The sequence below is a fragment of the Sorangium sp. So ce381 genome, from assembly GCF_051473845.1.
GTDB classification, from domain to species: domain Bacteria; phylum Myxococcota_A; class Polyangia; order Polyangiales; family Polyangiaceae; genus Sorangium; species Sorangium atrum.
The window spans coordinates 6394901-6421900 of sequence record NZ_CP150336.1; the positions used below are offsets into that span (position 1 = coordinate 6394901).

The following is a 27000-nucleotide window of genomic DNA, read 5'->3' on the forward strand; positions in this document are numbered from 1 at the left end:
CGCGCGGGCTCACCTTCGTCTTGATACTTTCTTGACGGCGCCCCTCCCCCATCTTGACGGCCCTTTGACCCGCGGAGCACTACGTTCAGTCCCGCTCGGCCGGCACGGACGAAAGCACGCTCGGTGCGGCCGATGAGGTCGCCATGGATATGGTTTACATGGGGCTGACGCTCCTCCTGTTCTCGCTGTTCGCAGGGCTCATCAAGCTCTGTGAGAGGGTTTGAGCGCCATGACCGCGTTCACCTGGATCTCGGGCATCCTCGCCCTGGGCCTGCTGTTCTATCTGCTCTTCGCCCTCCTCAAGCCGGAGAGCCTGTCATGACCGCCAGCGCGGCGCTGCAAGCCGCGATCTACCTGGCCGGCCTCATCGGCCTCTCCGTCCCGCTCGGCCTCTACATGGCGCGGGTCTACCAGGGAAAACGCGGCCTCATGGTCCGCGTGCTCGGGCCGGTCGAGCGGCTCATCTACCGCGCGGCGGGCGTGCGCGCGGATCAGGAGATGCGCTGGCAGGACTACGCCTTCGCTGTGCTCGCGTTCAACCTGGCCGGGCTCGTCGCCGTCTATGCCCTCCTGCGGCTCCAGGGCGCCTTGCCCCTGAACCCGGAGGGGATGGCCGCCGTCCCGCCCGATCTCGCGTTCAACACCGCATCGAGCTTCGCCTCCAACACGAACTGGCAGGCGTACGGCGGCGAGTCGACGCTCAGCTACCTGACGCAGATGGCCGGGCTCGGCGTGCAGAACTTCGTCTCGGCCGCGACCGGGATGGCCGTGCTCGTCGCGCTGATCCGCGGGATCACGCGGAAGACGGCGGACACCGTCGGCAGCTTCTGGGTCGATCTCGTCCGGAGCACCCTTTACATCCTCCTGCCGCTCTCGCTCCTGCTCACCGTCCTCCTCGTGTCCGAGGGGGTCGTGCAGGGCTTCGGGGGCTACCAGAGCGCGTCGCTGCTCCAGGCCGTCAAGGACCAGGGCGGCAGCGCGGTCGTTCATCAGGTGATCCCGATGGGGCCCGCGGCGTCGCAGATCGCGATCAAGCAGCTCGGGACGAACGGCGGCGGCTTCTTCAACGTGAACTCGGCCCATCCGTTCGAGAACCCCACGGCCCTCTCGAACTTCCTCGAGATGCTCGCGCTGCTCCTCATCCCCGCCGCGCTCTGCCACACGTTCGGCCGGATGGTGGGCGACAGGCGCCAGGGCTGGATGGTGCTCGCCGCGATGACGGCCATCTTCGCGGTCCTCCTCGTCGCCTGCATCGCCTCGGAGCAGGCGGGCAACCCCGCCCTCTCCGGCCTGGGCGTCGATCAGGCGGCGAGCGCGCTCCAGGCCGGCGGCAACATGGAGGGGAAGGAGGCGCGCTTCGGCGTCGCGAGCTCCGCCATCTGGGCGACCGCCACCACGGCGGCCTCGAACGGCTCGGTCAACGCGATGCACGACTCCTTCACGCCCCTCGGCGGGCTCGTGCCCCTCTGGCTCATGCAGCTCGGCGAGGTGGTCTTCGGCGGGGTCGGCTCCGGCCTCTACGGCATGCTCATGTTCGTCGTCATCGCCGTCTTCGTGGCCGGCCTGATGGTCGGCCGCACGCCGGAATACCTCGGCAAGAAGATCGAGGCGTTCGAGATGAAGATGGCGTCCCTCGTCGTGCTCTTCCCCGCGATCACGGTCCTCCTCGGCACCGCCATCGCGGTGATGACCGAGGAGGGGCGGAAGGGCGTCTTCAACCCCGGGCCGCACGGGTTCAGCGAGGTGCTCTATGCGTTCTCGTCCGGCGCGAACAACAACGGCAGCGCCTTCGGCGGCCTCGGCGCGAACAGCCCGTTCTACAACACCGCCCTCGGCGTCGCGATGCTCGTCGGCCGCTATGCGCTGATCGTCCCCGTGCTCGCGCTCGCGGGCTCGCTCGCGCGGAAGAAGCTCGTCCCGGCCGGACCGGGCACGCTGCCCACGCACACACCGCTGTTCGTCGCGCTCCTGACAGGCACCGTCGTGCTCGTCGGGGCGCTCACGTACGTCCCCGCGCTCGCGCTCGGGCCGATCGTCGAGCACCTGGAGATGACCCGATGACCATGGACCTTCATCGCACCGGCGATGCGAGCCCCCGGCGCGGCGCGCCTGCTCCCGTGCTCCCCGAGCTGTCGCCGCCTCCGAGGTCACGCCACCCGTCCCGCGACGTGGAGGGGAAGAAGACCGCGGCGAGGCCCCTCCTCGACCCCGCGATCCTGAGGCCGGCGATCGTCGCCGCGTTCCGCAAGCTCGACCCGCGCCACCAGGTCCGCAACCCGGTGATGTTCGTGGTGCTGGCCGGGAGCGCGCTCACCACGGCCCTGTTCGTGCACGCGCTCTTTCAGCGCGAGCGCGAGGGCGACGCGCCGGCCGGCTTCGTCCTCGCCATCTCCCTGTGGCTCTGGTTCACCGTGCTCTTCGCGAACTTCGCGGAGGCCATGGCGGAGGGGCGCGGAAAGGCGCAGGCGGACACGCTCCGCAAGGCGCGGCGCGACGTAGAGGCCGTGAAGCTCTCCGCCCCGGAGCGCGACGCGGCGCAGACCACCGTGCGGGCGTCGAGCCTCCGGCGAGGAGACCTCGTGCTCGTGGAGGCAGGCGCGATCATCCCCGGCGACGGCGACATCGTGGTCGGCGTCGCGTCCGTCGACGAGAGCGCCGTCACGGGCGAGAGCGCCCCCGTGGTGCGGGAGAGCGGCGGCGACAGGAGCGCGGTCACCGGCGGGACGCGCGTCCTGTCCGACTGGCTCATCCTCCGCATCTCCAGAAACCCCGGCGAGGCGTTCCTCGACCGCATGATCTCGATGGTCGAAGGGGCGAAGCGCAAGAAGACGCCGAACGAGATCGCGCTCGACATCCTGCTCGCCGCGCTCACCATCGTCTTCCTCCTGGCGACCGTGACGCTGCTGCCGTACTCGATCTACGGCGTCCGGGCGGCAGGACAGGGAGCGCCGATCAGCATCACCGTGCTCGTGGCGCTGCTGGTCTGCCTGATCCCCACCACCATCGGCGGGCTGCTCTCGGCCATCGGCATCGCCGGGATGGACCGCATGATCCAGGCGAACGTCATCGCCATGTCGGGCCGCGCGGTCGAGGCCGCGGGCGACGTGGACGTGCTGCTGCTCGACAAGACCGGCACGATCACGCTCGGCAACCGGCAGGCCACGGAGCTCATCCCGGCCGACGGGATCGGGGCGCAGGCGCTCGCCGACGCCGCGCAGCTCGCCTCGCTCGCCGACGAGACCCCCGAGGGGCGCAGCGTCGTCGTGCTCGCCAAGGAGAGGTACGGCCTGCGCGAGCGCGATCTCTCGACCCTCGGCGCCCGCTTCGTCCCCTTCACCGCGCAGACCCGGATGAGCGGCGTCGACAGCGGCGCGCGCGAGATCCGGAAGGGCGCCGTCGACGCGATCGAGGCCTACGTCAAGGAGAAGGGCGGCGCGGTCCCGCCCGCGGTGCGGGCGGCGACGGAGGCCATCGCCCGGAAGGGCGGCACGCCGCTCGTGGTCGCCGAGAACAGCGCCGTGCTCGGCGTCATCCACCTCAAGGACATCGTGAAGGGCGGCATCAAGGAGCGCTTCGGCGACCTCCGGCGCATGGGCATCAAGACGGTGATGATCACGGGCGACAACCCGCTCACCGCCGCCGCCATCGCCGCCGAGGCCGGCGTCGACGACTTCCTGGCGCAGGCCACGCCCGAGGCCAAGCTCTCGCTCATCCGCGATTACCAGACGGGCGGAAGGCTCGTCGCCATGACCGGCGACGGGACGAACGACGCCCCCGCGCTGGCGCAGGCGGACGTCGCGGTCGCCATGAACACGGGCACCCAGGCCGCGAAGGAGGCCGGGAACATGGTCGATCTCGACTCGAACCCGACCAAGCTCATCGAGATCGTCGAGATCGGCAAGCAGCTCCTGATGACGCGGGGCGCGCTCACGACGTTCAGCCTGGCGAACGACGTCGCGAAGTACTTCGCCATCATCCCGGCGGCCTTCGTCTCGACGTATCCTGCGCTCGGACGGCTCGACGTGATGGGGCTCGCCACGCCGCGGAGCGCCGTGCTCTCCGCTGTGATCTTCAACGCGCTCGTCATCGTCGCGCTCATCCCGCTCGCGCTCCGGGGCATCCGCTACCGGTCCGTCGGCGCGGAGCGGATGCTCCGCAGGAACCTGCTCGTCTACGGCCTCGGCGGGCTCATCGCGCCGTTCGTGGGCATCAAAGGGATCGATCTCCTCCTCTCCGCCCTCGGCCTCGCCTGAGGTCCCAAGGAAAGAACACCATGCTCGCGCACCTGCGACCCGCCCTCGTCCTCCTCCTCGCCCTCACCGGCCTCACGGGGTTCGCCTACCCGCTGCTCTCGACCGCCGTCGCGCAGGCCGCGTTCCCCCACCAGGCGAACGGCAGCCTCGTGCTCCAGGGCGGCCGCGTGGTCGGATCAAGCCTGCTCGGCCAGCCGTTCCACGATCCGCGTTACTTCTGGGGCCGCCCCTCGGCGACGAGCCCTGTCCCCTACGCGGGGCAGGCCTCTTCCGGGAGCAACCTCGGGCCCACGAACCCTGCCCTGGCCGAGGCGGTCAAGGCCAGGATCGAGGCGCTGCGCGCCGCGGATCCGGAGGCCGCCGCGCCGGTGCCGGTCGACCTGGTGACCGCCTCCGGCAGCGGCCTCGATCCGCACATCAGCCCCGCGGCGGCGGAGGTCCAGGTGCGGCGCGTGGCGCGCGCGCGGAACCTGGGAGACGACGAGGTTCGCCGGCTCGTCGCGCGGCACACCGAGGGGCGCTGGCTCGGGCTCCTGGGCGAGCCCCACGTGAACGTGCTGCTCCTGAACCTCGCCCTCGACGGCGCCCGCTGAGGAGAGCGCGAGCGGTGGCGGACGCACGCGACGACCGGCCGGATCCCGAGGCGCTGCTCGCCGCCGCCCGCGCGGAGGAGGAGGAGCGCGAGGGGAAGGGCAAGCTCAAGATCTTCTTCGGCGCCGCGCCCGGCGTCGGCAAGACGTACGCGATGCTGGAGGCGGCGCGGTCGCTCCACGCGGAGGAGGTCGACGTCGTCGTCGGGTGGGTCGAGACGCACGGGCGCGCCGAGACCGAGGCGCTCCTCGACGGGCCTCCGCCGCTGCCGCGCCTGCCGGCGATCGAGGTCGAGCACCGCGGCAGGACGCTGCGCGACTTCGACCTCGAGGCCGCGCTGGAGCGCCTTCCGAAGCTCCTCCTCGTCGACGAGCTCGCGCACACGAACGCGCCGGGGCTCAGGCACCCGAAGCGCTGGCAGGACGTCCTGGACCTCCTCGACGCGGGGATCGACGTCTACACCACCGTCAACGTCCAGCACATCGAGAGCCTGAACGACGTGGTGGCCCAGGTAACCGGCGTCGTGGTCCGGGAGACGGTGCCCGACTCGATGATCGAGCGCGCCGACGAGATCGAGCTCATCGACCTCCCGCCGGACGATCTCCTCGAGCGGCTGCGCGAGGGCAAGGTCTACCTCTCGGAGCAGATCGAGCGCGCGGCGAGCAACTTCTTCCGCAAGGGCAACCTGATCGCCCTGCGCGAGCTCGCCCTGCGGCGCACCGCCGAGCGCGTCGACGATCAGATGCGCGGCTACATGCGCGCCCACGGGATCCAGAAGACGTGGGCCGTCGCCGAGCGGATCGTCGTCTGCGTCGGGCCGAGCCCCATGTCAGCGCGGCTCATCCGGGCGACGCGGCGGATGGCCGGCAGCCTGAAGGCGGAGTGGCACGCGGTCTATGTGCAGACGCCGGCGCAGGCGCGGCTCTCCCAGGCCGACCGCGAGCGGGTCGACCGGAACCTCGCGCTCGCCGAGCGCCTCGGCGCCAGCACGGTCCAGCTCCACGGCGCGGAGGTGGCCGGGGAGGTCCTGCGGTACGCCAGGCAGCACAACGTCAGCAAGATCGTCGTCGGCAAGCCGACCCACCCTCGCTGGAAGGACTTCGTCTACGGCTCGCTCCTCGACGATCTCGTGCGCCAGAGCGGCGACATCGACGTCTATGTCATCCAGGGGACCGCGGTGGCGCAGCGGTCCGAGGTCGGGTCGCCGGAGCGGCGCCGCGTCGCACCGCTGGCGTACGCCCTCAGCGCGGGCGTGGTGGCGCTCTGCACGCTGCTCTCGTGGGTCATGCACCCGTTCTCCGATCTGGCGAACCTCATCATGGTGTACCTGCTCGGGGTCGTCTTCGTCGCGAGCCGCTTCGGGCGAGGCCCCTCGGTGCTCGCGTCGGTGCTCGGCGTCGCGGCCTTCGACTTCTTCTTCGTCAAGCCGTACCTGACCTTCGTGGTCAGCGATCTCCGGTACCTCGTCACGTTCGCGATCATGCTGCTCGTGGCGCTGATCATCGCCGGCCTCACCGTGCGCATCCGCCGCGGCGCCGAGAGCGCCGGCCAGCGCGAGCAGCGCACCGCGGCGCTCTACGCGATGAGCAGGGAGCTGACCGCCCTGCGCGACATCGACAAGCTCAGCCTCGCGGCGGCGCGCCACGTGCGCGACGTCTTCGAGGCGGATGCGGTCGTCCTCCTGCCCGGCCCGGGCGGCCGCCTCGCCGTCTGCGCGGGGACGGCGGAGGGCGTGGTCGCCGGCGAGCAGGAGCGGGCGGTCGCGGAGTGGGCGTATGCGCGCGGCAAGGTCGCGGGGGCCGGGACCGACACGCTCCCGAGCGCGGGCGCGATGCACCTGCCGCTCCAGGGGTCCTCCGGGCCGATCGGCGTCCTCAGCGTCCGGCCGCGCGGGTCGTGGCAGTCCCTCGACCTGGGCCGGCGCGAGCTGCTCGGCGCCTTCGCCACGCAGACTGCGCTCGCGCTGGAGCGCGCCCTGCTCGCGCGGCAGGCCCAGCGCGCGCAGCTCCACGCACAGGCGGAGGAGCTCCGCAACGCCCTCCTGAGCTCGGTCTCGCACGACCTGCGCACGCCGCTCGCCACGATCACCGGCGTCGCGGGCGCGCTGCTCGACGAGGGGGCCGCGCTCGACCCGGCGGCCCGGCGCGACCTGACGCAGACCGTGCTGGAGGAGGCGCAGCGGCTCGAGCGCCTCGTACGCAACCTGCTCGACATGACGCGCCTGGAGTCCGGCGCGCTCGCGGTGAAGAAGGAGTGGCTGCCGCTCGAGGAGATCGTGGGGGCAGCGCTGAACCGGGTCGAGGAGCGCCTCGAAGGCCGGGAGGTCTCGATCGAGCTCGACCGGGCGACGGAGCTCGTCCCGATGGATGGCGTGCTGATGGAGCAGGTGCTCATCAACCTGCTCGAGAACGCGCTCAAGTACTCGCCGGCCGGCAGCCCGATCGGGATCCGGGGGTTCACCGAGCGGAGCACGGCGATGCTCGAGATCATGGATCGCGGTCCAGGCCTGCCGCCCGGCGAGGAGGAGACCATCTTCGAGAAATTCCACCGAGGCCGCGGCCAGACGCAGCGCGGCCTCGGCCTCGGCCTCACCATCTGCCGCGGCATCGTGGCCGCGCACGGCGGACAGATCACGGCCGAGAATCGGCCTCATGGGGGCGCGGTCTTCCGCGTGACGTTGCCCATCGAGGGCCGCCCGCCGAACCTCGCCGCCCCGGAGCTGCCGGCGGCCGCCGGCGCTTGATATCGTGGGTGCGCGATGGCGGAAGCGTCTCCTCTCGTGCTGCTGATCGAGGACGAGCCGCAGATGCGCCGGTTCTTGCGCGCGATGCTGGCGGCCCGCGGCTACCGGCTCGTGGAGACGGAGACGGGCGCCGAGGGGATCGCCCAGGCGACGACGCGCAATCCGGATCTCGTGCTCCTCGATCTCGGGCTCCCGGACATGGATGGCCTGGAGGTGACCCGGCGGCTCCGGGAGTGGACAGCTGTCCCCATCATCGTGCTGTCGGCCCGCGGCCAGGAGCAGGACAAGATCGACGCCCTGGACGGCGGCGCCGACGATTACCTGACCAAGCCGTTCAGCGCGGGCGAGCTCCTGGCGCGGCTGCGTGTGGCGCTGCGCCATGCCGCCCACGCGGCACACGGGGCGAAGGCGGAGAGCTCGACCTTCAAGGTGCAGGACGTCGATGTCGATCTCGCGCGCCGGGTCGTGCAGCGGGGCGGCGAGGAGATCCACCTGACACCGATCGAGTACAAGCTGCTCACGACGCTGATCCGACACGCCGGGAAGGTGCTGACTCATCGCCAGCTCCTCGGTGAGGTGTGGGGCCCTGCCTACGCGGGGCAGACACACTATCTGCGCGTCTACATGGCGCAGCTCCGTCACAAGCTGGAGCGCGACCCGGCGCGACCGCAGATCCTGATCACCGAGCCCGGCGTGGGCTATCGGCTCAAGGGGACTCGAGTCGAGCCGTAGAGCGATAAACGGGTTGAAACCACGAGAAAAAGCAGGAGTTCACAGGGAGACGGGGAGGCGGGGAGCGAGAGACGGCAAGAGGAAGAAATTCATTTTTTCTTCCTCCCCGCCTCCCCGCCTCCCTGTGAAAATTCTCCGGGTTTCAACGCGATCGGTGCTCTGGCGAGGGAGCGCGCCCTCAGCTCGCGATGCGCCGGAGCACGATGACCGGCCGCCCCGCTTCGCGCGAGCGATCGATATCCACCTTGCAGTCGAGCATCCAGTCGTTGTGGTCCTCCGGATCGGCGATGATCTGCTGGACCACCCAGGAGCCGCCGTCCTCGGCGGGGTGGATGATCGTGTTGCTCGGGCTCCGGGCCGCCGGATCGGTGCGGATCGCGGCGTGCTCCGCGTAATAGCCACGGAGCGCCTCGTCCAGCCGCTCCGCCGTCCAGGGCGCCTCCTCCCCCTCCACCATCTCGGCGGCGACCTCGTAGTCGCGGCGGGCCAGCGCGCGCAGGAAGAAGAAGAGCTCGTTCCTCACGAGCACCGTGAACTCCTTGACGTTCCGCGTGACGTCGAACGCGGCCGGCTCCCCGGCGCCGCCCGGGGCCGCCGAGCGCGGCTGGAACGACGGGTCGCGCAGCCGCTCCCACTCGTCGAGCAGGCTCGAGTCCACGCCACGGATGAGCGCCCGGAAATAGGCGATCATGTCGATGGTGTCGCTGTCCTTCGCGTACTCGGGCACGGTCTGGACGAGCGCCTTGTACACCTCGGAGACGTACCTGAGGAGCAGCCCCTCCGCCCGCTCCAGGTTGTACTCCCGGATATACTCGCTGAACGACAGGTATTGCTCGTACATCTCGCGCGCCACGCCCTTCGGACGGATGTTCTCCTGCCCTACCCAGGGGTGCCGCCGCGCGAAGTCGTTGAAGGTCCCGTAGATGAACTCGCGGTTCGGCCTCGGATAATCGAGCTTCTCGAGCTCCTCCATCCGCTGCTCGTACTCCACGCCCGCCGCCTTCAGCTCCGCGAGCTTCTCTGTCTTCAGCCGATCGAGCTGCTTTTGCAGGATGAGATCGGGGTTCTCGAGGATCGACTCGACGAGCGTCAAGAGATCGAGCGGGTAGGTGCCGCTGTCTGGATCCAGCTTGCCCACCGTCTCGAGCACGTAGAGCGAGAGCGCGTGGTTCAGGGAGAAGTCTTCCTGGAGATCCGCGTTGATGCGGATGCGCTTGCCCGGCCCGTCTTCCCTGGGGACGAACTCGATGATGCGCGCCTCCACGAGCGAGCGGAAGAGGAGCATCGCCGTCCTCCCGTGCTGGCGCCGGACCGCCGGCCGATCATGGGTGCTGCGGATGAGCCGCTTCAGCGCCTGACAGCCGCCCTCCTCGCGCCCGAGCACGTTGACGAGCATGCCGTGCGTGACCTGGAACCGGGACACGAGCGGCTCGGGCGGCGACTGGATCAGCTTCTCGAACGTCTGCCGGTCCCAGTGCACATAGCCCTTCTCCGGCGGCTTCTTCCTGACGATCTTCCGCCGCTTGGCCGGGTCGTTCCCCGCCTTCGCCTCGAGCCTCATGTTCTCGATGACGTGCTCCGGCGCCTGGGCGACGACGCTCCCCTGCGTGTCGAACCCTTTCCGGCCGGCCCGGCCGCTGATCTGCTGGAAGTCACGCACGCTCAGGATGGCCGTCTTCTCGCCGTCGAACTTGCAGAGCTTCGTGAACAGCACCGTTCGGATCGGGATGTTGACCCCGACGCCGAGCGTGTCCGTGCCGCAGATGATCTTGAGGTGCCCCTGCTGGGCCAGCTTCTCGACGAGCAGCCTGTATTTCGGCAAGAGCCCCGCGTGGTGGAGCCCGATCCCGTGCCTGACGAAGCGCTGCACCTCGCGGCCGTAGGGGCTCGAGAACTTGAAGGGGCCCCCGAACGCGGACCCCGGCCCTGCGCCCGCGAGGGCGGCGGTGATCGCCCGCTTCTCCTCCTTGGTGCAGTAGTCCTGGCTCATCAGGTTCTGCGCCTCCTCGGCGCAGCCCCGCTGCGTGAAGCTCACGATGTAGATCGGCGCCTTGCCGCTCTTCACGAGGGTCGCGACGGTCTCGTGGAGCGGCGTCTCGCGGTACTCGAAGTCGAGCGGCACCGGGCGCACGGTCGACTTGACCACGGCCGTCTGCTCGCCCGTCAGGCGCGTGATCTCCTCCTGGAAGAACTCGGTGCCTCCGAGCGTGGCGCTCATGAGCAGGAACCTCGCCTGCGGCAGCGTGAGCAGCGGGATCTGCCAGGCCGCGCCGCGATCGCGATCCGAGTAGTAGTGGAACTCGTCCATGATCACGTAGTCGCAGAGCGCCTTCTCGCCCTCGCGGAGCGCGATGTTCGCGAGGATCTCCGCCGTGCAGCAGATGATGGGCGCGTCGCGGTTCACGGCCGCGTCGCCCGTCAACATGCCCACGTTCTCGGGGCCGAAGTCGTTGCAGAGCGAGAAGAACTTCTCGCTGACGAGCGCCTTGATCGGGCACGTGTAGTACGACTTCATCCCCTCGGCGATCGCCTTGAAGTGCATGGCGGCCGCGACGAGCGACTTGCCCGAGCCGGTCGGCGTGTTGAGGATCACGTTCTTGCCGCCGAAGATCTCGAGGATGGCCTCCTCCTGCGCCGGGTAGAGCTCGAGCCCCCGCTCGGCGACGTAGTCGAGGAAGCCGTTCAGCAGGTCGTCGGCCGTGAAGTCGTGAGGTGACGGCGGGAGGCGAGCGAGGAGCGGAGCGGTGGCTTGATCCATGGCGGCTGTCGGGCGCGCGCCCGCGGGCGCGCGCGCATCCATGCAGAAGCCTGGTTTCAGCGCGAATGCAAGCAAACTCCTCCATGTCCAGGTCGGATCGCCGACGACGCGCCGTCGGCACGGGAGCGACGCAGCGGGCGGAACCGACACCGCTGACGCGCTGGCGCGACAGACACGGCAGACGGAAGAGACGGAGCAGGCGCAGCAGGCTCCGTCCAGGCGATCCGGACGAGCAGAGGACGGAGGCGATCGGGTCGCCATGCCGCCCGCAGCGTCACGCGATCGTGATAGCGTGGCCGGACGAAACAGCAGGAGGGAACACCATGCACACACGGCCGATCGGGCCGGTGCATGGAGGATCGGGACGGGCGGGGATGGGGGAGACGGCCGGACAGCCAGTCTGGGCGACGCGATCGCCCAGCAGGGGAACCGCGCAGATCGACGCGTCGAGCGGGCGGATCCTGCGCGTCAGCAGCTCGCTTTGCCTGCTGCTTGGGTACTCGGAGGACGAGCTTCGCCAGAAGAAGCTGTCGGATCTCGCCCTGCCGGAAGACCGCACGGGCTCGCTCGCGGCGTGGCGCTCGCTCCTCGAAGCGGACGAGGAGGACCTCACGTTCGAGATGCGCTGCCGCTGCAAGGACGGCGGCGTCCGCTGGCTCCACGTGACCGGCGTCTTCGTCCGTGACGTCCGGCAGAGGCCGTATCGCGCGGTGGTGCTCGTCGAGGACATCACCGAGCCGAGGAACGCGGAGGAGCGGGCGCTCGCCGCGGAGCAGGCGCTGGCGGAGAGCGAGGCCAGGCTGCGGAACATCTTCTACAGCGACATGGCGCCGATGGCCTTCTGGACGCATGACGGACGCATCATCGAGGCGAACGACGCCTATCTGAAGCTCGTGGGCCACACGCGGGAAGAGGTCGCGGCCGGCCTCGTCCGCTGGGATGCCGACATGTCGCCGGAGGATCGCGCCGCCGGCGACCGCGCCCTGGCGGAGCTGCGGTCGAGCAGGTGGGCGTTCACGCCCTTCGAGAGGACCTATGTGCTGCGCGACGGCACGCGCCTCAAGATGCTGGTGAGCGGCTGTCTGCTGCCCGGGGAGCGGTACGAGGAGGCCGGCTTCGCGATCGTGCTCGACATGACGGAGCTCCGGCAATCGGAGGCGGCGGTCCGGAGGTGCGAACAGATCTTCCGCGCCATCGGTGAATCCATCGATTATGGCGTCTGGGTCAGCGACGCCGAGGGGCGAAACGTCTACGCCAGCAACGCATTCCTCAGGATGGCCGGGATGATGCAAGAGCAGTGCTCGAAGCACGGGTGGATCGAGACGCTCCACCCCGAGGATCGGCACAAGGTGGCGATCTTCGAGCGGTGCGTGCAGACGGGTGAGCCGTTCGAGGAGGAGCTCCGGTACCTCGGCCCTGACGGCGCCGTCCACCCCGTCCTCAATCGAGGCGTCCCGGTCCGCGACGAGCAAGGCAAGATCACCGCCTGGATCGGCATCTGTCTGGACGTCAGCCGGCTCAAGCGCACGGAGGAGGCGCTGCGCGAGAGCGAGGGCCGGCTCCTCGCGGCGCTCGACGAGGCGCAGCGGGTCCTCGCCGAGCGCGAGCGCCTGGAGGACGAGCTCCGCGCTCGCGAGCGGGAGCTCGCGTCGCTGATGGCGAACTCGCCCGACGTGATCTACCGCCTGGATCGCGGCCTGCGCTGCACCTTCATGTCGCCCACCTCGGCGACGGTGATGGGGTTCCCGCCGGAGCACTACCTCGGCAAGACGCCCCGCGAGAACGGGCTCCCGCCCGACGTTGTCGAGATGAGCGAGGCCGCGTGCCGCGAGGTGCTCGCGACGATCAGACCGCAGCGGATGGAGTTCAGCATCGGCGAGCGGAGATTCCGCGCCCGGGTCATCCCCGAGCTCGGGCCGAGCGGCGCCGTGGACTCGTTCATGGGGATCACCGAGGACGTCACCGCGGAGTGGCTGGCGGAGGAAGAGCGCCAGAAGCTCCTCGACAGCGAGCGCGCCGCGCGCGACGAGGCGGAGCGCGTCAGCCGGGTCAAGGACGACTTCGTCGCGACGCTCTCGCACGAGCTGCGCTCGCCCATCAACGCCATCCTGGGCTGGGCGCGCATCCTGCGGGGCCGGGTGCCCGAGCCGCCGACGCTCGCGCGGGGGCTCGAGGTCATCGAGCGCAACGCGCGGCTCCAGGCCGACATGGTGTCGGAGCTGCTCGACATGAGCCGGATCGTCTCGGGGAAGCTGCGGCTCGACGTGCAGCCTGTCGACCTGCCGTCGGTCATCCGGAGCGCGCTCGAGGCGATCCAGCTCGCGGCCGAGACGAAGGGGATCGCTGTCGCCTCGAGCATCGACCCCGAGGCGAGCTCGCTGAGGGGGGACCCCGCGCGGATCCACCAGGTCGTCTGGAACCTCCTGTCGAACGCCGTGAAGTTCACGCCCCCCGGCGGGCGGATCGACGTCGCGCTGCGGCGCGCGGGCGCGCACGCCGCGCTGTCGGTGACCGACACCGGGATGGGCATCGCCCCGCAGTTCCTCCCCCACCTGTTCGAGCGCTTCCGGCAGGCGGACGCGTCCTCGACGAGGAAGCACGGCGGGCTCGGCATCGGGCTCTCGATCGTCAAGCACCTGGTCGAGCTGCACGGCGGCACCGTGGACGTCGCGAGCCGCGGCGAGCATCTGGGCGCGACCTTCACCGTGAGGCTGCCGCTCGCCGGCGTCTCGCAGGAGGCGCCGGACGCGGCGGCGCGCCCCAGCGAGGCGTGCGTCGAGGCGCTGGCCGACTACCCGGGCGCGTCGCTCGCCGGCCTGCGGGTGCTGGTGGTCGACGACCAGCCCGACGCGCGCGAGGTCGCCCAGCGCGTGCTGGAGGAGTGCGAGGCGACGGTCACGACCGCCGGATCGGCCGCCGAGGCGCTGGCCATCCTCTCGCAGGAGCGGCCCGACGTCCTCGTCAGCGACCTCGGGATGCCGGGCGAGGACGGCTTCCAGCTCATCCGCAGGGTGCGGGGCCTCGGCGAGGCGCGCGGCGGGGCGACGCCGGCCGTCGCGCTCAGCGCGCTGGCGCGGGCCGAGGACAAGGCGCGGGCGCTCGGCGCCGGGTACCAGGCGCACGTCGCCAAGCCCCTGGATCCGGCGGAGCTCGTCGGGGTGATCGCGGCGCTCACCAAGGATCGAACGAATCGGACGAATCCGACGGAACAGACGGAACAGACGGAACAGACGGAACAGACGGATTCGGCGAATCGGACGGAGCCGACGAATCCGACGGATCGGACGAGCCGATGAGCGGCGGTTGCTCCGGGGGAGCTCCTTCGATTAGGTAGAAGCCTTTACGGCGCCGCCCCTGGCGGGATGGCGAGCAGGGCCATGGTCCAACAGATTTCCGTGAAAGAGCTCTTTCTGAAGCTGAAGGCGGGCGAGCCCGTGTACCTCCTCGACGTGCGCACGCCCGGCGAGCACGACATCGCTGCGCTGCCGGGCAGCACGCTGATCCCGCTGAACGAGCTCGTCGAGCGGGCCGACGAGGTGGCGCCCGGCGAGGGCGCGCTGGTCGTCGCCTACTGCCACCACGGCGTCCGGAGCCTCTCGGCCGCCGCCCTCCTGGAGAAGCTCGGCCACGAGCGCGTCGCCTCGCTCCAGGGCGGCATCGATGCGTGGTCGATCCACATCGACGAGAGCGTCCCGCGGTACTGATCCCCCATCGACGAGCTCAGTTGAGCGAGGCGGCGCCGAGCCGGAAGTAGAGCGATCGGCCTGCGCCGCACGCGCTGCAGGCGACCTTCGCGACGCGGAGGCGGACGCCGTCGAGCGTCTCGGCCGTGTGGTCTTCCACGCGGAAGGCGCCGCGGCAGCGCGGGCACGGGATCGACCGGGCGGCCACCTCGACCTGCGAGGCCGCGTCGAGGGCGATGGCGCGGCCGGGGGTGTGGCCCGGCTCGAGCAGCGCGAGCCGCTCGATATCGCGGATGAGCTTCGCCGACGTGCGATCGCTTTCGCGCCGGGCGGCGCGGGCCGAGAGCTTCTTCTTCGCCATGATGCCTGTCCCTGCGGTCCGCCCGGTCCGGCGAGGCCGACCCGCGCGGGGAGCGCGTGGCCGGTCTACCGCTTGTCGCGGATCGGCTCCAGGCCCTCGTACACGTCCTCGGCCCCGCCGCCGTACGCGCCGCGCTCTGGCGAGACGGGCCCCGGGCGCGGGGGCGCGAGGGTGCCGGGCCGCCGCGCCTTGGGAGGCCGGACCCCCTGCGAGCGGTGCTCGGGGACCGCTGCGGGCTCGGGCGTCGTGGCGGCGGTGTCGCCGGCCCACGTGGAGGGCGCGTCGGCCCCGGCCGGATCCGCAGGTTGCGAGGGCGCTTCCGGGGCCGGCGCGCGCGCGACGCCGGAGGGCGCTGGCAGGGGCGCGCTGAACGGAGCGGGGCCGGCCGTGCTCGCGAGGGCCATCGGCGCGTCCTGGCCCGCCGGCGCGCTGCCGGCCACCGGCGGGTTCGAGCTCGCTGTCCACCGCGCCGCGCCGAGCGCCACGGCGGCGAGGAGCGCTGCGGCGGCCGCGATCCACGCGCCCGCATTGCGGCGCCAGCGGAACGCGCGGGAGCTCCACCGATCGCGGCGGCGCTCGGTCCCTTCGCGCGGGCTCCCGGCGATCTCCTTCCCGTCCGGCTGGGTCAGCGGCACCGCCCGCTTGCCCACACCGAGCTGCCGCGGCGTCGCCCCGCGCTTGCGCGCCATGGTCAGCGTGGGGGAGTCGTCGCGCGCCATGGTCAGCGTGGGGCCTTCCTCACGCGCCATGGTCAGCGTGGGACCTTCCTCGCGCGCCATCGTCAGCGTGGGGCCTTCCTCGCGCGCCATCGTCAGCGTGGGGCCTTCCTCGCGCGCCATCTTCGGCGTCGGCGTCGGACCGTCCTCGCGCGCCATCGTCGGCGTGGGGCCTTCTTCGCGCGCCGTCGTCGGCGTGGGGCCTTCCTCGCGCGCCATCGTCAGCGTGGGACCTTCTTCGGGAGCCGACTTCAGCGCGATGCCGCTGTCCTGCGCCGTCTTCAGCGTGGCACCGCTGTCCTGCGCTGTCGCCGGCGCGGGGCCGATGTCCTGCGCCATCTTCAGCGCGGCACCGCTGCCCTGCGGCGTCGCCAGCACGGGACCGCTGCCTTGCGCCATCGTCAGCGCGAGGATGTCGCTTCGGGGCATCGTCAGCGTGGGGCCGTCCTCGGAGCTCCCCCCGGGAGAGGACCGGTCGTTCCGCGCCATCTTCAGCGTGGGCCTGCTGTCCTGCGCCGGGGTCGTGGGGCCGGAGCTCCGAGCCAGCGCGAGCGTGGGTCGCTCGCCGGCGGCCACGAGGGGGAGCGTGCGACGCTCGCCGCTGGACGAGGCGTCGGCGCTGGACGAGGTCGCCGCCGCGGCGCCCTGGCTGGGCAGGGTGGTCACGTGGTCGCCGCCGGGCGCGAGCGCCGTCGAGCAGGGACCTGCCCCGGCTCCCGCCCCCTTGTCGGCGTCCGGCAGGGTCGACGACGCGCCCGGGCCGTCGTTGGCCGCGGCGGGGAGCGTGCTCGCGACGCCGTCGCCCGAGGGCCCGAGGGGCCGGGACGACGGAAAGGCCTTGCCCCGGGCGATCGCCTCGATCTGCGCCAGGGCGCGGGCGGAGTGCTCCGTGCCGAACGGCGCGAGCTCTCGCGCCAGATCCGCCACGGTCTGGACGCGCACCTCCGGCTCTTTCTCGAGGCAGCGCAGGATGAGGTCCTCGAGCCGGGCCGGCAGCTCCATCCGGTGCACCCGCGGCGGCGTGGGCGCCTGCATGGCGATGGCGACGAAGAGCGCCGAGATCCTGGACACCTCGAAGGGAAACCGCGCCGTCAGGAGCTGGTAGAGGATGACGCCGAGCGACCAGATGTCGGTGCGCTCGTCGACGTCCTTCGAGCACCGCACCTGCTCGGGCGACATGTAGCAGGGGGAGCCGAGCATCATCTCCGACGCCGTGAGCTTGCCGTCGTCCTCGGCGCCGGCCGACTTGGAGAGGCCGAAATCGAGCACCTTGACGATGGGCGCGCCGGTCGCGCCGGTCGTGAGGAAGAGGTTCCCCGGCTTGAGGTCCCGGTGGACGATGCCGCGCGCGTGCGCCTCCGCGATGGCCTCGCAGCCCTGGATCACGTAATCGACCGCCTCGGACACGGGCAATGGGCCGCGCGCCTCGATCTCCCGCTGGAGATCGCGGCCGCGCAGGTACTCCATGACGAGGTAGGGGACGCCGCGGTCGGCCGTGCCGACGTCGATGACGCGGGCGACGTGCTCGCTGCGGATCGCCGCCGCGGCGCGCGCCTCGCGCAGGAAGCGGGCGCTCGCGCCGGGCAGCGTCATCGCGCGGGGGAGGAGGAACTTGACGGCCACGCGCTGGCGCAGCGAGACGTGCTCGGCGGCGAAGATGACGCCCATGGCGCCCCGGCCGAGGCTGCGCTCCAGGCGGTATTTCTGCGCGAAGACCTCGCCTATCGCTGGGATGCCCGCCGTTGACGCGGGGGCATCCGGTTCCGATGGCCCGACCTCCATGGGCACACTATAGCCGCGCTCCCGCCTTTTTTGACGCGAAGATGCGGGGCGTCGGGGGTGGGGCGACAGAATGCGGGGACAGCGGAACACGGTCGCCGCGGCCGCGTGGGCGAGCGACGCTCCTCCTACGCCACACCGCCGCCGCCTTTCCGAGGGAGCGCCGAGTTCGGAGCGCCAGGAGCTGGGGGAGCCGCCTCGGGCACGAGCTCGCGCGTTCGGGGGGCGATTCGGCAGTAGGTCTCGCACGCGCGGCGAAAGCGTGCGCGCCGCTTAGGCTTCGCCGTGTGATCGTTCTGGTACGTGGCCGTGTTTGCTGCGAGCGGCTCCTTGTCGATGCCCGGCTCAATCTGCCAGATGACACTGAGGTCGAGCTCATGGCGCTCATGCACTAGCAGCACAGTCGGAGAGCTACCGATGCGATACCGCAGCTTACACCTAAGCAGGCCGCCTTCAGACCGGGCGGCCGGCGGCGGCGCGAGCGGAGGTACGCCCAGCGCAAGCGGGATGCAGGGCACGAGGACACGCCTCGATGGTGAGACGCCGGCCGAAGGGGGTCCAGGTGGACCCGCAGATGGGCGGGGGCGGCAAAAATCGGTCCTTCCTCTCCCGCACCCCCTAGCCGCCCTTGCGCACCTTGGCCCAATTGTCAAGAAATTTTACGCGCAGTTGGTACCGAGGAGAACAGCGGCAAAACGCGCTCGCCCACAGAGACCTAACCTCTTGCCGACTATGCTGCGCACAGGTACAGTCGCGCCGGCGCTGCACTTCTCGTCACGGCTCCGCCGCCCCCGCCTCCGCAAACATCTACCGCATCATGGTCCGTCTCAACATCGAAGAAATCCTTCATCGGTACAAGGTTGACGGGGGTCGCAACTTTATCGACACGTACTCCGTGCTGAAGGAGCGGCTACTGAAGGTCGAGTATACGCAGACCGTCGCCGAATTTCCTGGAGCGAACAGCCACGGCCCTGATCACATCATTCGCGTGCTGAAGAAGCTCGACGAGATCCTCGGTCGCAATCCGCTCACCTATGTGAACGAATTCGAGCTGTGGACCGCGATGATGGCGGTGCTCTACCACGATGTAGGGTTGCTTCAGGCCCGCGATCATCATGCCGAGATCGGCGCCGACCTCATGCTCGGCGAGCGGAACTCGTACATCTTCGACCGTCTGGAGCGAGAGCTCATCCAGACCGCGATCTTCTCGCACAGTTCGCACGCCGACATCAGGCAAAAGTGCAAGCGTTACCCGCCGAAACACAAGATCGGTGACTTCCCGGCGAACGCGATGGTGATCTGTGCCCTCGTGCGCCTAGCGGACGAATTGGACGAAGACTACCGCAGAGGCGACGAGGATCTCTTTCAGAAGCGCGAGATCGCCACGAAGTATCCCGATTCGGTGAAATATTGGCGCTTCAACCAGCGTATTCGCGCTATCTACCTCGATCCCCCGAGCACAACGAACCGTCGAGAAGTGCAATTTCAGGTCGAGTTCCGGCCCGACGACTTGGCCTTCCTCGTCGAAGACAATGGGACGTCGATTCCATTCACGCTCTTCGCGATCAAGAAGCTTCTCAAGATCAATTCCGAGCGCCTGACCTGCAACGCCTTCTTCCCCGAGGGGCTGCGCTTCTCGCACATGACGCTGTGGCTGGTTCCGCCGGAGGGGTCGTCGTGGGATCCACGAGAGATCCCCCTCGCGGATCAGGACGAAGCACAGGACGTTCTCGCTCGGTTTCCTGACGATCTGAGGCAGATGGCTTCCGGTGTGCGAGATGGTAAAACTCCGCCTCCGCATTCCGTCGCGATCAACAATGGGCACGTCGCGCTCTTCGCACCGGAACCTGCGATGCCTCGACGTCCCAAGCCGACGGATCGCGCGCAGTCCCTCCCTCAGGTCAGTAGCGACACGCCCGTATTCTCGGTTCCGGTGGTAGTCCCATCACCTCCGGAGACGGCAGATAGCAAAGAGCAGAAGCCTCCCGCGGCGGAGAGCGAAAAAAAAAAGAGTGTGATGAGCCGGTAGCGCCGGAACCCATTGCTCCCCTCGATGAGGGAGCCGCGACGAGCGAATCGCGGCCGGTCTCCGGTTTGCCTGCCATTGTCTCGCAACGAGAACTGCTCGTACATCCTCATCATCTCACTATCCGAAGCGACGAGAGAGAGTCGGTTCAGACGGCGCTGTCCACGCATCGGGTCACTTGGCTCGTTGCCGAGTGGGGGCTGGGCAGGGACGGGTTCGTGGCGTCCTGCTTCACCATTCGAGGCGTCGATGATCGATCCGTCAAGGTGATACGAATCAAGACGGACACTCTGCTCCAAGCCCTTGTTGAGGCCAGAGACAGCGATGTTCTGGACAGGGTCCGAGGGCAGATCGACGCCCATGGCCAGTCGAGGCCGACCATTCTGCTCGATCGAATTCCACAGGAGCTGACGCCGTCGCCCGACGCCGTCTCGCCGACCGTCATCGAGTGTGAGCGAATCGCTAACGTGCTATTGCGGGCGATGCCCACAGCCAGCATTATTTTGGCTTCTCGCTTTGTTCCTGGTGCCGGGTCGAGGTTTCCCGTGGTCGAACTGGCGGCTCTGGGGGAGGTGGAATGCAAGCGTTATGTCATGTCCCATCCCGGCGGGGACATACTCCTCGCCGAACCCGATCTATTCGACCGGCTTTACTCGCGATCGGAAGGGATTCCCGTCTACATCGATCGCATGCTCGAAGCGCTCCATGCCGCATCGTTCGAGGAGGTCGTGAGCCCCAGCGTGGAGCACGATTTCTCCTCTGACGGTGAATACGAGTTTTTTTGCGCCTCGATCCGTCAACTCATCCGGCAGATGGATGGGTCCGACAACCAATATATGCGCCGCAACGTGAAGATGCTCAAGTTGCTCGCGATGCTCACGTATGGCGAAACATTCGGCACCATCCAAAGATTCGACTTTTCATCCATTCGCCATTTTCACCAACGCGAGCCGTTCTATCCTGCCAATGTGACCCAGTTGCAGCATCTTCATCTGATTCAGTCGGCTCCCATCGTCGACATCGAGACTTCGTTTCGAGATCCGTCACGGGATGCGACTGCCACATCTCGAAAACTCCTGATTGTGCCGAAACAGGTCCGGGACTTCGTCACGCACGAGCTGATCTCTCAGGACGAACGAAGAGAAATCGCGCACAGAGCCGCTGACGTGTTCCTTGGGCAGAGATGGGGAGAAGGCGAACTTTCCCTCGAATGGATCAAGGCACCTGATTACAATCCATCTCGGAAGCCAAGGATGGCGCTCAGGAGCCCGTTCCCCGTCCTTCTCTGGATGCTTCAGGACGAGATCGAACGGGGCGACAAAACGCGCCTAGATCGCGTGCTCGTAGCTGCCAACGTGTTCCTCGAGGCGATTTCCGATGTTGCACGCTACCGTGATCTACGTCTCATGTCCACGGAACTCATCCGACTCCTGGACGCGGCCGGATATCATAAGGAGGCTGCCAAGAGCTCGTACTATCTTGGCGGTGCCCTGCGGATGCTTGACCGCTTCGATGACGCTATTGATGCGCATCGGCGCGTACTTGAGGAGGCCGAGGGGGTACCCAACGCGCGACGCTCATGGACGCATATTGAGCTTGCATTGTGTTATGAGGGCCTTAAAAATTTCGAAATGGCCTCGCGCCATGCCGAAACTGCCCGTGAGCTAGCCGAATCGGATAGTTCCGTTGACTTTTTCGCGCGCTACATTCTTATTCTGACAAATACAGCTGGGGGAGACATTGATACCAAGGAAAAGCTTCGCAAGCTCGAGGCGAAGGCGCGAAGCAAGAGGTGTCGCATGGTGGCGGACAACATCGCCTTGACGCTCGCGCAGAAGACCACGGATCCGGCGATCAGGATCCAGATTCGCAACCGCGTCCTTGCCAACACCGCGAAGAATCCCAACGAGGTTCATGAAACCTACAACACCACCCGAGCAGCTGTGGCCAATGCGGCTGACATGGTCAATGTCGGGCGCGCGAGGGAAGTGTCGGAGTTCGATCGCCGGCGTCTGGGTGCGGCGTACTCTTATCTCTACGAGCAGCGGATGCGCTCGCTGTTCGACACCTGTCACGAAGCCCTTTGGCAAGTCGAAAAATCGCGGCACAGCGTTCCGGGGCTCGTGAAGCTCGTGCAATTCGGTTCCTCCTTGTGGAGCGTTCTGGGGAGCGAGCGCCCAGAGGCGAAGTACATCGACGAACTCGAAGCGATCGCACCGCAGGAATCGTCGGCTATCAAGACTGCAAAGACCAGCGTCATCGCTCACTTTTTCGGAGGCGTCTTGAGGCGCGCCTGACGGATCCCCTCAATTTCATTGAGAAACGGCGGGAGAAAGAATCCAAACGGTTCGAATGCAGGCAGGCGTGCGCCGCGTGCATCGCGAAGACGCGGAAGCCGGCGGCGAGCGCGCGAAGCGCGGTGGCCTCGAAGGCGACTTCGATCGCCTAGTTGTCCGCGGGATTGAGGGGCTCGGGGCTGGGCTCGCCGTAGGCGAAGGGGATGGGCCTGGGCGCGACGACGTAGCTGCCCCTCCGTCAGCCCGAGCCGCGCGCCGTCGTTTCACGGCACGCCGCGGCTCGCATTGCGCCCCGCATGCGCGAGTTCGCGCAGGCTGTGGAGTGAAGGCTGCCTCATCGTCGATGCATGGATACGGGGCGCGGTAGGGACGGCCCTTCGCCCCGTCGAGGCCGGGCCGCCCCCCAGCACAGCGCCCAGCGAGCAGAGCGACCGTGCGGAGACCGCCCATCGTGCGTCACGCAGATCACGCGATCACCGGTATCGCGCATCGTGCTCGCCCTCGGAGCGAGAGCAACGCTGGTCCGTCGGGGTCTGGGGTTCAGGTCTCGGTGGTCTCAATGTCCTTGCGGCGCGAGGTGCCCTTCAGCGCGACGCGTTACGCGTCGTGGACGATGCGGTCCATGACGGCGTCGGCGATTGTCCGGTCCTCGAGGTGATCGTGCCACTTTCCGACAGGAATTTGACTGGTGATAACCATCGATCGCAGGCCGTGGCGGTCCTCGAAGATCTCGAGCATGTCGCGGCGCTCCTGGTCCTTGAGCGGGGCGAGCCCGCAGTGGTCGAGCACCAACACGTCGATCTTCGCCAGCCGCTCCAACAGGCGCGTGTACCGTCCCATCGGCGCGCGCGAGGGTGATTCCTCGAGCAGGCGCGGCACGCGCCGGTAGAGCGCGCCGAGCCAGCGCGACACGCCTGGTGCGCCAAGGCGCAGTCCAGGTCGCGTTTGCCCATGCCGATCATCGCGTTGATGAGCCCGTTGGCGTGGTCGACGATCCAGCGATCCGACGAGAGCTGGCGAATCTGGGCCCGGTCGAGCTTCAGCTTGGGAGCGTAGTCGATGTCCTCCAGGCACGCGGTCGGGATCAGTAGGTTCGTCTCCCGCAGCAGCCGACCGGTCCGCTTGTTGTCACGGGCGATGTACTCGCCGTCGACGTGCAGCGCAAAGCGGTCATCGAAGTCGATCTCAGCGATCGTGTTCTGCCTCTCCCGGAACTTAACGGCCAGCCCGCCGAGCTACTGGGGGACGCCTTCTCCGCCCCCCTCCGGCATTGCGACAGCCCGCTCGCCATGGCACGAGCCCGCCCTCATGCCGACCCGCCCCTTCACCCTGGGCCGCTCCCGCCCGCTCTCGGGCGATCCCGGCGCCGCCGGCGCGCGCCCGTTCGAGCTCCCGGCGCACCACCTCGTGACCCACGGCGTGGTCGTCGGCATGACCGGCAGCGGCAAGACGGGGCTCGTCATGGTCCTCGTCGAGGAGGCGCTGCGCTCGGGCGTCCCGGTGCTCATGGTCGACGTGAAGGGCGACCTGCCCAACCTGCTCTTCACGTTCCCGGAGCTCTCCGCGGCCGAGTTCGAGCCGTGGATCGACCCGTCCGCCGCCGCGCGCGACGGCCGCTCGACGGCCGACGTCGCCGAGGGGCTCGCGGCGCGCTGGCGCGACGGGCTCGCCTCCTCGGGGCTCGGGGCGGCCGACGTCGCCGCGCTCCGCGCCCGCATGGCCCCGCGCCTGCTGACGCCGGGCACCACGGCCGGCGAGCCGGTCCACGTGCTGTCGGCGCTCGAGACCCCCTCGCCGCTCTGGGACGAGGACGAGGAGGCCGCCCGCGAGGCGCTCTCGGCCTCGCTGTCGCTCCTGCTCCGGCTCGTCGGCCGCGACCCGGATCCGGCGCGGAGCCGCGAGCACGTGCTGCTCGCGCACCTCGCCGAGCGGCGGCTGCGCGCGCGGCGGGCCGCGGGGCTCGAGGAGCTGCTCGCGGACCTGGCCGATCCGCCGATCGCCGCCGTGGGCGCCCTCGGCGTCGACGAGTTCTTCGCCCCCAAGGAGCGCCAGGCGCTCGCCCGCGAGCTCAACACCCTGCTCGCCTCGCCCACGTTCGCCACCTGGCGCAAGGGCGCGCCGCTCGACGTCGCGGGGTGGCTCGCGCCGCAGGCTGGAAGCGGCGACGGCGGCGGCAAGACCCCGGCGGTGATCGTCAGCGTCGCGCACCTCGACGACGACGAGCGGCTCCTCGTCCTCGGGCTGCTGTTCGATCAGCTCCTCTCGTGGGTGCGCGGCCTCTCCGGCACGAGCGACCTGCGCGCCCTCGTTGTCTTCGACGAGGTCTTCGGCTTCCTGCCCCCGCACCCGGCGAACCCGTCCACGAAGCGGCCGCTGCTCGCGCTCCTGAAGCAGGCGCGCGCCTTCGGGGTCGGCGTCGTCCTCGCCACGCAGAACCCGATGGACCTCGACTACAAGGCGCTCTCGAACGCCGGCGCGTGGTTCGTCGGCCGGCTCCAGACGGACGCCGACCGCGAGCGCGTTGTCGAGGGGCTCTCGGGGGCCGACGGGGGCGCCGGCGGCGTCGGGGCCGCGGCCCTCTCGGCCACGCTGAAGGCGCTCCCCCCGCGCACGTTCTTCGTGCGCGACGTCCACATGCAGCCGCCGTCGTTCCTCGCCGAGACGCGCTTCAGCCTGTCGTGGCTGCGCGGCCCGGTCACCCGGCGCGAGGTGGGCCGCCTCGTCCGGAGCATCTCCCCTCCCCCGCCTGCTCCTGCGCCCGCAGCGCCCAAGCCGGCGCCCGCAGCGCCCAAGCCGACACGCGATTCTCTCGATCCGAAGTCGGCACATCCAGATCCCAGAGTCGATTCTCTGGATTCGAGGTCCGTACATCCAGATTCCAGAGTCGATTCTCTGGATTCGAGGTCCGTACATCCAGACTCCAGAGTCGATTCTCTGGATTCGAGGTCCATACATCCAGATTCCAGAGTCGACTCTCTCGATCCAAGGCTCGCACATCCAGATCCGAGACGCGCGTCGCCCGGCCCGTCGAGCCCCGCCCATCGCGCGCCGGTGGGCCCGGGCGGGACGGTCCTCCTCGACCCGCGCCACTCGCCCTCCGCACTGCAGCCCGCGCTGCGCAGAGGTGCCGCTCGTGCAGACGCCGCTCCGCCCGCGCCGGCACCGCCGCCCCCGGCAGCGACGGCACCCCCGCCGCCGCCCGATGGATGGCGGAGCCTCTACGCGCACGCCCCTGCCGCCGCGCCGGAGGGCTTCCGTTACATCCCCTGGGTGGCCGCCTCGGTGATCGCCCACCTGCGCGACACGAAGCTCGGCGTCGCCCTCAACCGGAGCCAGCTCCTCGCCGCCCCGCTCCTGCCCGATGGCAAGCCGGATCTCTCGCGCGTCACCCGGCTCGACGCGTCGCTGCTCGCCACGGCGCCCGCCGCGGGCGCCCGCTTCGCCGAGCTGCCCGCCCCGCTCGCGAAGCGCGCCGCCGCGCAGGCCGCGGCGCGCGCGCTCCGCGAGCACGCCTACCGCACGACCGAGGCCGCCGTGGCCGTCCACAAGGAGCTCGGGCTCGCGCAGGACGACGGCGAGCCCCTCGAGGCGTTCGCCGCCCGTTGCCGCGCCGCCGCGGCCCGGCTCGCCGCCGCCGAGCAGCAGCAGGTCGTCGGCCGGTTCGCGCCCAGGATCGCGCGCCTCGGCGAGCGCATCGCCGCCGCGAAGGCGCGGTACGACCAGGCCGAGGCCGAGGTGGCCGCGCTCCCCGGCGCGGTGGGCGCCGCGCTGCTCGGGCTCGTCGCCGGCCGGGACACCGCCCGGCGCGCCGGGACCCAGCGCGACAAGGCCGCCGCGAAGCTCGAGCGCGCGCGGCAGGAATGGACCGAGGCGGACGCCGCGCTCCGGGATCTCCACGCCGCGCAAGCCGCCGAGCTCGCGGCGCTGGAGCAGCTCCCCCTCCGCGCGAGCGAGGGCATCGAGACGAAGCGCCTCGTCCCCAAGAAGAACGACGTCGAGGTCGCGTTCGTGGCGCTCGCCTGGGCCGCGACGCTCGCCGGCCCCGCGTGAGCCCGCGGCGCGACGTCCACGCCTCCCCCCACCGCGACGTCGCGGTATCGCTCCCTGCATCGAGGCGCTAGGCTCCCGCGCATGCAGCCGACGGGCTCACCCGAGCGACGCCTCGACGGGGAGCCCACGCGGCTCTGCCCCAGGTAACGCCATGCCGTCCTCCCGCTTCCGCGCCGGGCTCGGCCGTCCGAGCTCGGCGCCCGCCGAGATCGCGTGGTTCGCGTTCCACGGCGACGACCTCCTCGTCCGGGCGCCGGGCGACGGCGGCGATCGCTTCGACATCCCGATCGCGGCCGATCTCGCCGACCTCGGCGTCGTCGTCACGCGCGCGCAGACGCTCGGCGAGCTCGACGGGCGCGCCTGCCGGTCCGCGGAGCTCGCGCAGGGCGCGCCGGCGCCGGCGGGATACGCCTACGTCTCGCTGCGGCGCCTCCACGGGCGCATCGATCCGGAGCTGTTCGAGATCGCGGGCACGGCGTACCAGGTGCAGCACTGGGACAAGGCGCACCAGTACTGCGCCGCGTGCGGCGCCGCGCTCGAGAGCGGACTGGACGAGCGCGTGAAGCGCTGCGTCCGCTGCGCGAGCAACTACTTCCCCCGGATCACGCCGGCGACGATCGTGCTCGTCGAGGACGGCCCGCGCGTCCTGATGACGCGCCAGGCGCGGTTCCCTGCGGGCATGTACGGCCTCGTCGCCGGGTTCGTCGAGCCGGGCGAGACGCTGGAGGCGTGCGTCGCGCGCGAGGTCCACGAGGAGACGGGCGTCGACGCCGCCGATATCGTCTATTTCGGCAGCCAGCCCTGGCCCTTCCCCCACCAGATCATGGTCGGCTTCACCGCGCGTTACGCCGGCGGCGACCTCCGCGTCGACACGCGCGAGCTGGAGGACGCGCGCTGGTTCCACCGCGACGCGCTGCCGCTCCTGCCGCCGCCGCTCAGCATCGCCAGGAAGCTCATCGAGGCCTGGCTCGCGCGGCCGGCGCGGTAGCGGCGCCGCGGATCGGCGCTCCC

The 27000-nt window shown here is 69.8% G+C and carries 15 protein-coding genes and 1 pseudogene; 12 read left to right on the plus strand and 4 right to left on the minus strand.

Annotated features, from left to right (window positions below; translation table 11 throughout):
- Positions 1 to 229: 229 nt before the first annotated feature.
- Genes kdpF through WMF29_RS23735 form a run of 6 tightly spaced genes read left to right on the plus strand, consistent with a single transcriptional unit; the run spans position 230 to position 8319 of the window.
- Positions 230 to 322, plus strand: coding sequence for a K(+)-transporting ATPase subunit F (gene kdpF / locus WMF29_RS23710; protein WP_437331013.1), 93 nt, complete (start codon positions 230 to 232; stop codon positions 320 to 322).
- Positions 319 to 2061: a potassium-transporting ATPase subunit KdpA gene (gene kdpA / locus WMF29_RS23715; protein ID WP_437331014.1), complete on the plus strand. Its 1743-nt coding sequence runs from the start codon at positions 319 to 321 to the stop codon at positions 2059 to 2061. Before kdpF ends, kdpA begins: the two co-directional genes overlap by 4 nt.
- A complete protein-coding gene (gene kdpB / locus WMF29_RS23720) occupies positions 2058 to 4253 on the plus strand; it encodes a potassium-transporting ATPase subunit KdpB (protein WP_437331015.1) in 2196 nt (731 codons plus the stop codon). Before kdpA ends, kdpB begins: the two co-directional genes overlap by 4 nt.
- A gap of 20 nt (positions 4254 to 4273) precedes the next feature.
- The gene (gene kdpC / locus WMF29_RS23725) at positions 4274 to 4846 is read left to right on the plus strand and encodes a potassium-transporting ATPase subunit KdpC (RefSeq protein WP_437331016.1); all 573 of its coding nucleotides are present in this window, start codon (positions 4274 to 4276) and stop codon (positions 4844 to 4846) included.
- 14 nt (positions 4847 to 4860) lie between these two features.
- Complete coding sequence (locus WMF29_RS23730; RefSeq protein ID WP_437331017.1) at positions 4861 to 7587, plus strand: DUF4118 domain-containing protein; 2727 nt, start codon at positions 4861 to 4863, stop codon at positions 7585 to 7587.
- A 15-nt stretch (positions 7588 to 7602) separates the two neighbouring features.
- Positions 7603 to 8319, plus strand: coding sequence for a response regulator (locus WMF29_RS23735; RefSeq protein WP_437331018.1), 717 nt, complete (start codon positions 7603 to 7605; stop codon positions 8317 to 8319).
- A gap of 178 nt (positions 8320 to 8497) precedes the next feature.
- Here the strand turns inward: WMF29_RS23735 and WMF29_RS23740 are convergent, their stop codons facing one another.
- The gene (locus WMF29_RS23740; RefSeq protein ID WP_437331019.1) at positions 8498 to 11077 is read right to left on the minus strand and encodes a DEAD/DEAH box helicase; all 2580 of its coding nucleotides are present in this window, start codon (positions 11075 to 11077) and stop codon (positions 8498 to 8500) included.
- A 323-nt stretch (positions 11078 to 11400) separates the two neighbouring features.
- On the opposite strand from WMF29_RS23740, the gene WMF29_RS23745 reads away from it, so the two are divergent.
- Together WMF29_RS23745 and WMF29_RS23750 are read left to right on the plus strand one after the other, a co-directional pair.
- Positions 11401 to 14373, plus strand: a complete 2973-nt coding sequence (locus tag WMF29_RS23745) for a PAS domain S-box protein (RefSeq protein ID WP_437331020.1) — start codon at positions 11401 to 11403, stop codon at positions 14371 to 14373.
- An 81-nt stretch (positions 14374 to 14454) separates the two neighbouring features.
- The gene (locus tag WMF29_RS23750; protein ID WP_272093246.1) at positions 14455 to 14781 is read left to right on the plus strand and encodes a rhodanese-like domain-containing protein; all 327 of its coding nucleotides are present in this window, start codon (positions 14455 to 14457) and stop codon (positions 14779 to 14781) included.
- 16 nt (positions 14782 to 14797) lie between these two features.
- Here WMF29_RS23750 and WMF29_RS23755 read toward each other — a convergent pair whose 3' ends face one another.
- Together WMF29_RS23755 and WMF29_RS23760 are read right to left on the minus strand one after the other, a co-directional pair.
- Complete coding sequence (locus tag WMF29_RS23755; protein ID WP_437331021.1) at positions 14798 to 15121, minus strand: hypothetical protein; 324 nt, start codon at positions 15119 to 15121, stop codon at positions 14798 to 14800.
- Between the two features lie 65 nt (positions 15122 to 15186).
- Positions 15187 to 17619: a protein kinase domain-containing protein gene (locus WMF29_RS23760; RefSeq protein WP_437331022.1), complete on the minus strand. Its 2433-nt coding sequence runs from the start codon at positions 17617 to 17619 to the stop codon at positions 15187 to 15189.
- 814 nt (positions 17620 to 18433) lie between these two features.
- Between WMF29_RS23760 and WMF29_RS23765 the strand changes: the two genes are divergently transcribed.
- Positions 18434 to 19645: an HD domain-containing protein gene (locus tag WMF29_RS23765; RefSeq protein ID WP_437331023.1), complete on the plus strand. Its 1212-nt coding sequence runs from the start codon at positions 18434 to 18436 to the stop codon at positions 19643 to 19645.
- A gap of 215 nt (positions 19646 to 19860) precedes the next feature.
- A complete protein-coding gene (locus WMF29_RS23770) occupies positions 19861 to 21939 on the plus strand; it encodes a tetratricopeptide repeat protein (RefSeq protein WP_437331024.1) in 2079 nt (692 codons plus the stop codon).
- 597 nt (positions 21940 to 22536) lie between these two features.
- Here the strand turns inward: WMF29_RS23770 and WMF29_RS23775 are convergent.
- A pseudogene (locus WMF29_RS23775) lies at positions 22537 to 23165 on the minus strand (ATP-binding protein).
- 82 nt (positions 23166 to 23247) lie between these two features.
- Here WMF29_RS23775 and WMF29_RS23780 point away from each other — a divergent pair.
- Complete coding sequence (locus tag WMF29_RS23780) at positions 23248 to 25989, plus strand: ATP-binding protein (protein WP_437331025.1); 2742 nt, start codon at positions 23248 to 23250, stop codon at positions 25987 to 25989.
- A 151-nt stretch (positions 25990 to 26140) separates the two neighbouring features.
- Positions 26141 to 26977, plus strand: coding sequence for an NAD(+) diphosphatase (gene nudC, locus WMF29_RS23785; protein ID WP_437331026.1), 837 nt, complete (start codon positions 26141 to 26143; stop codon positions 26975 to 26977).
- Positions 26978 to 27000: the final 23 nt, after the last annotated feature.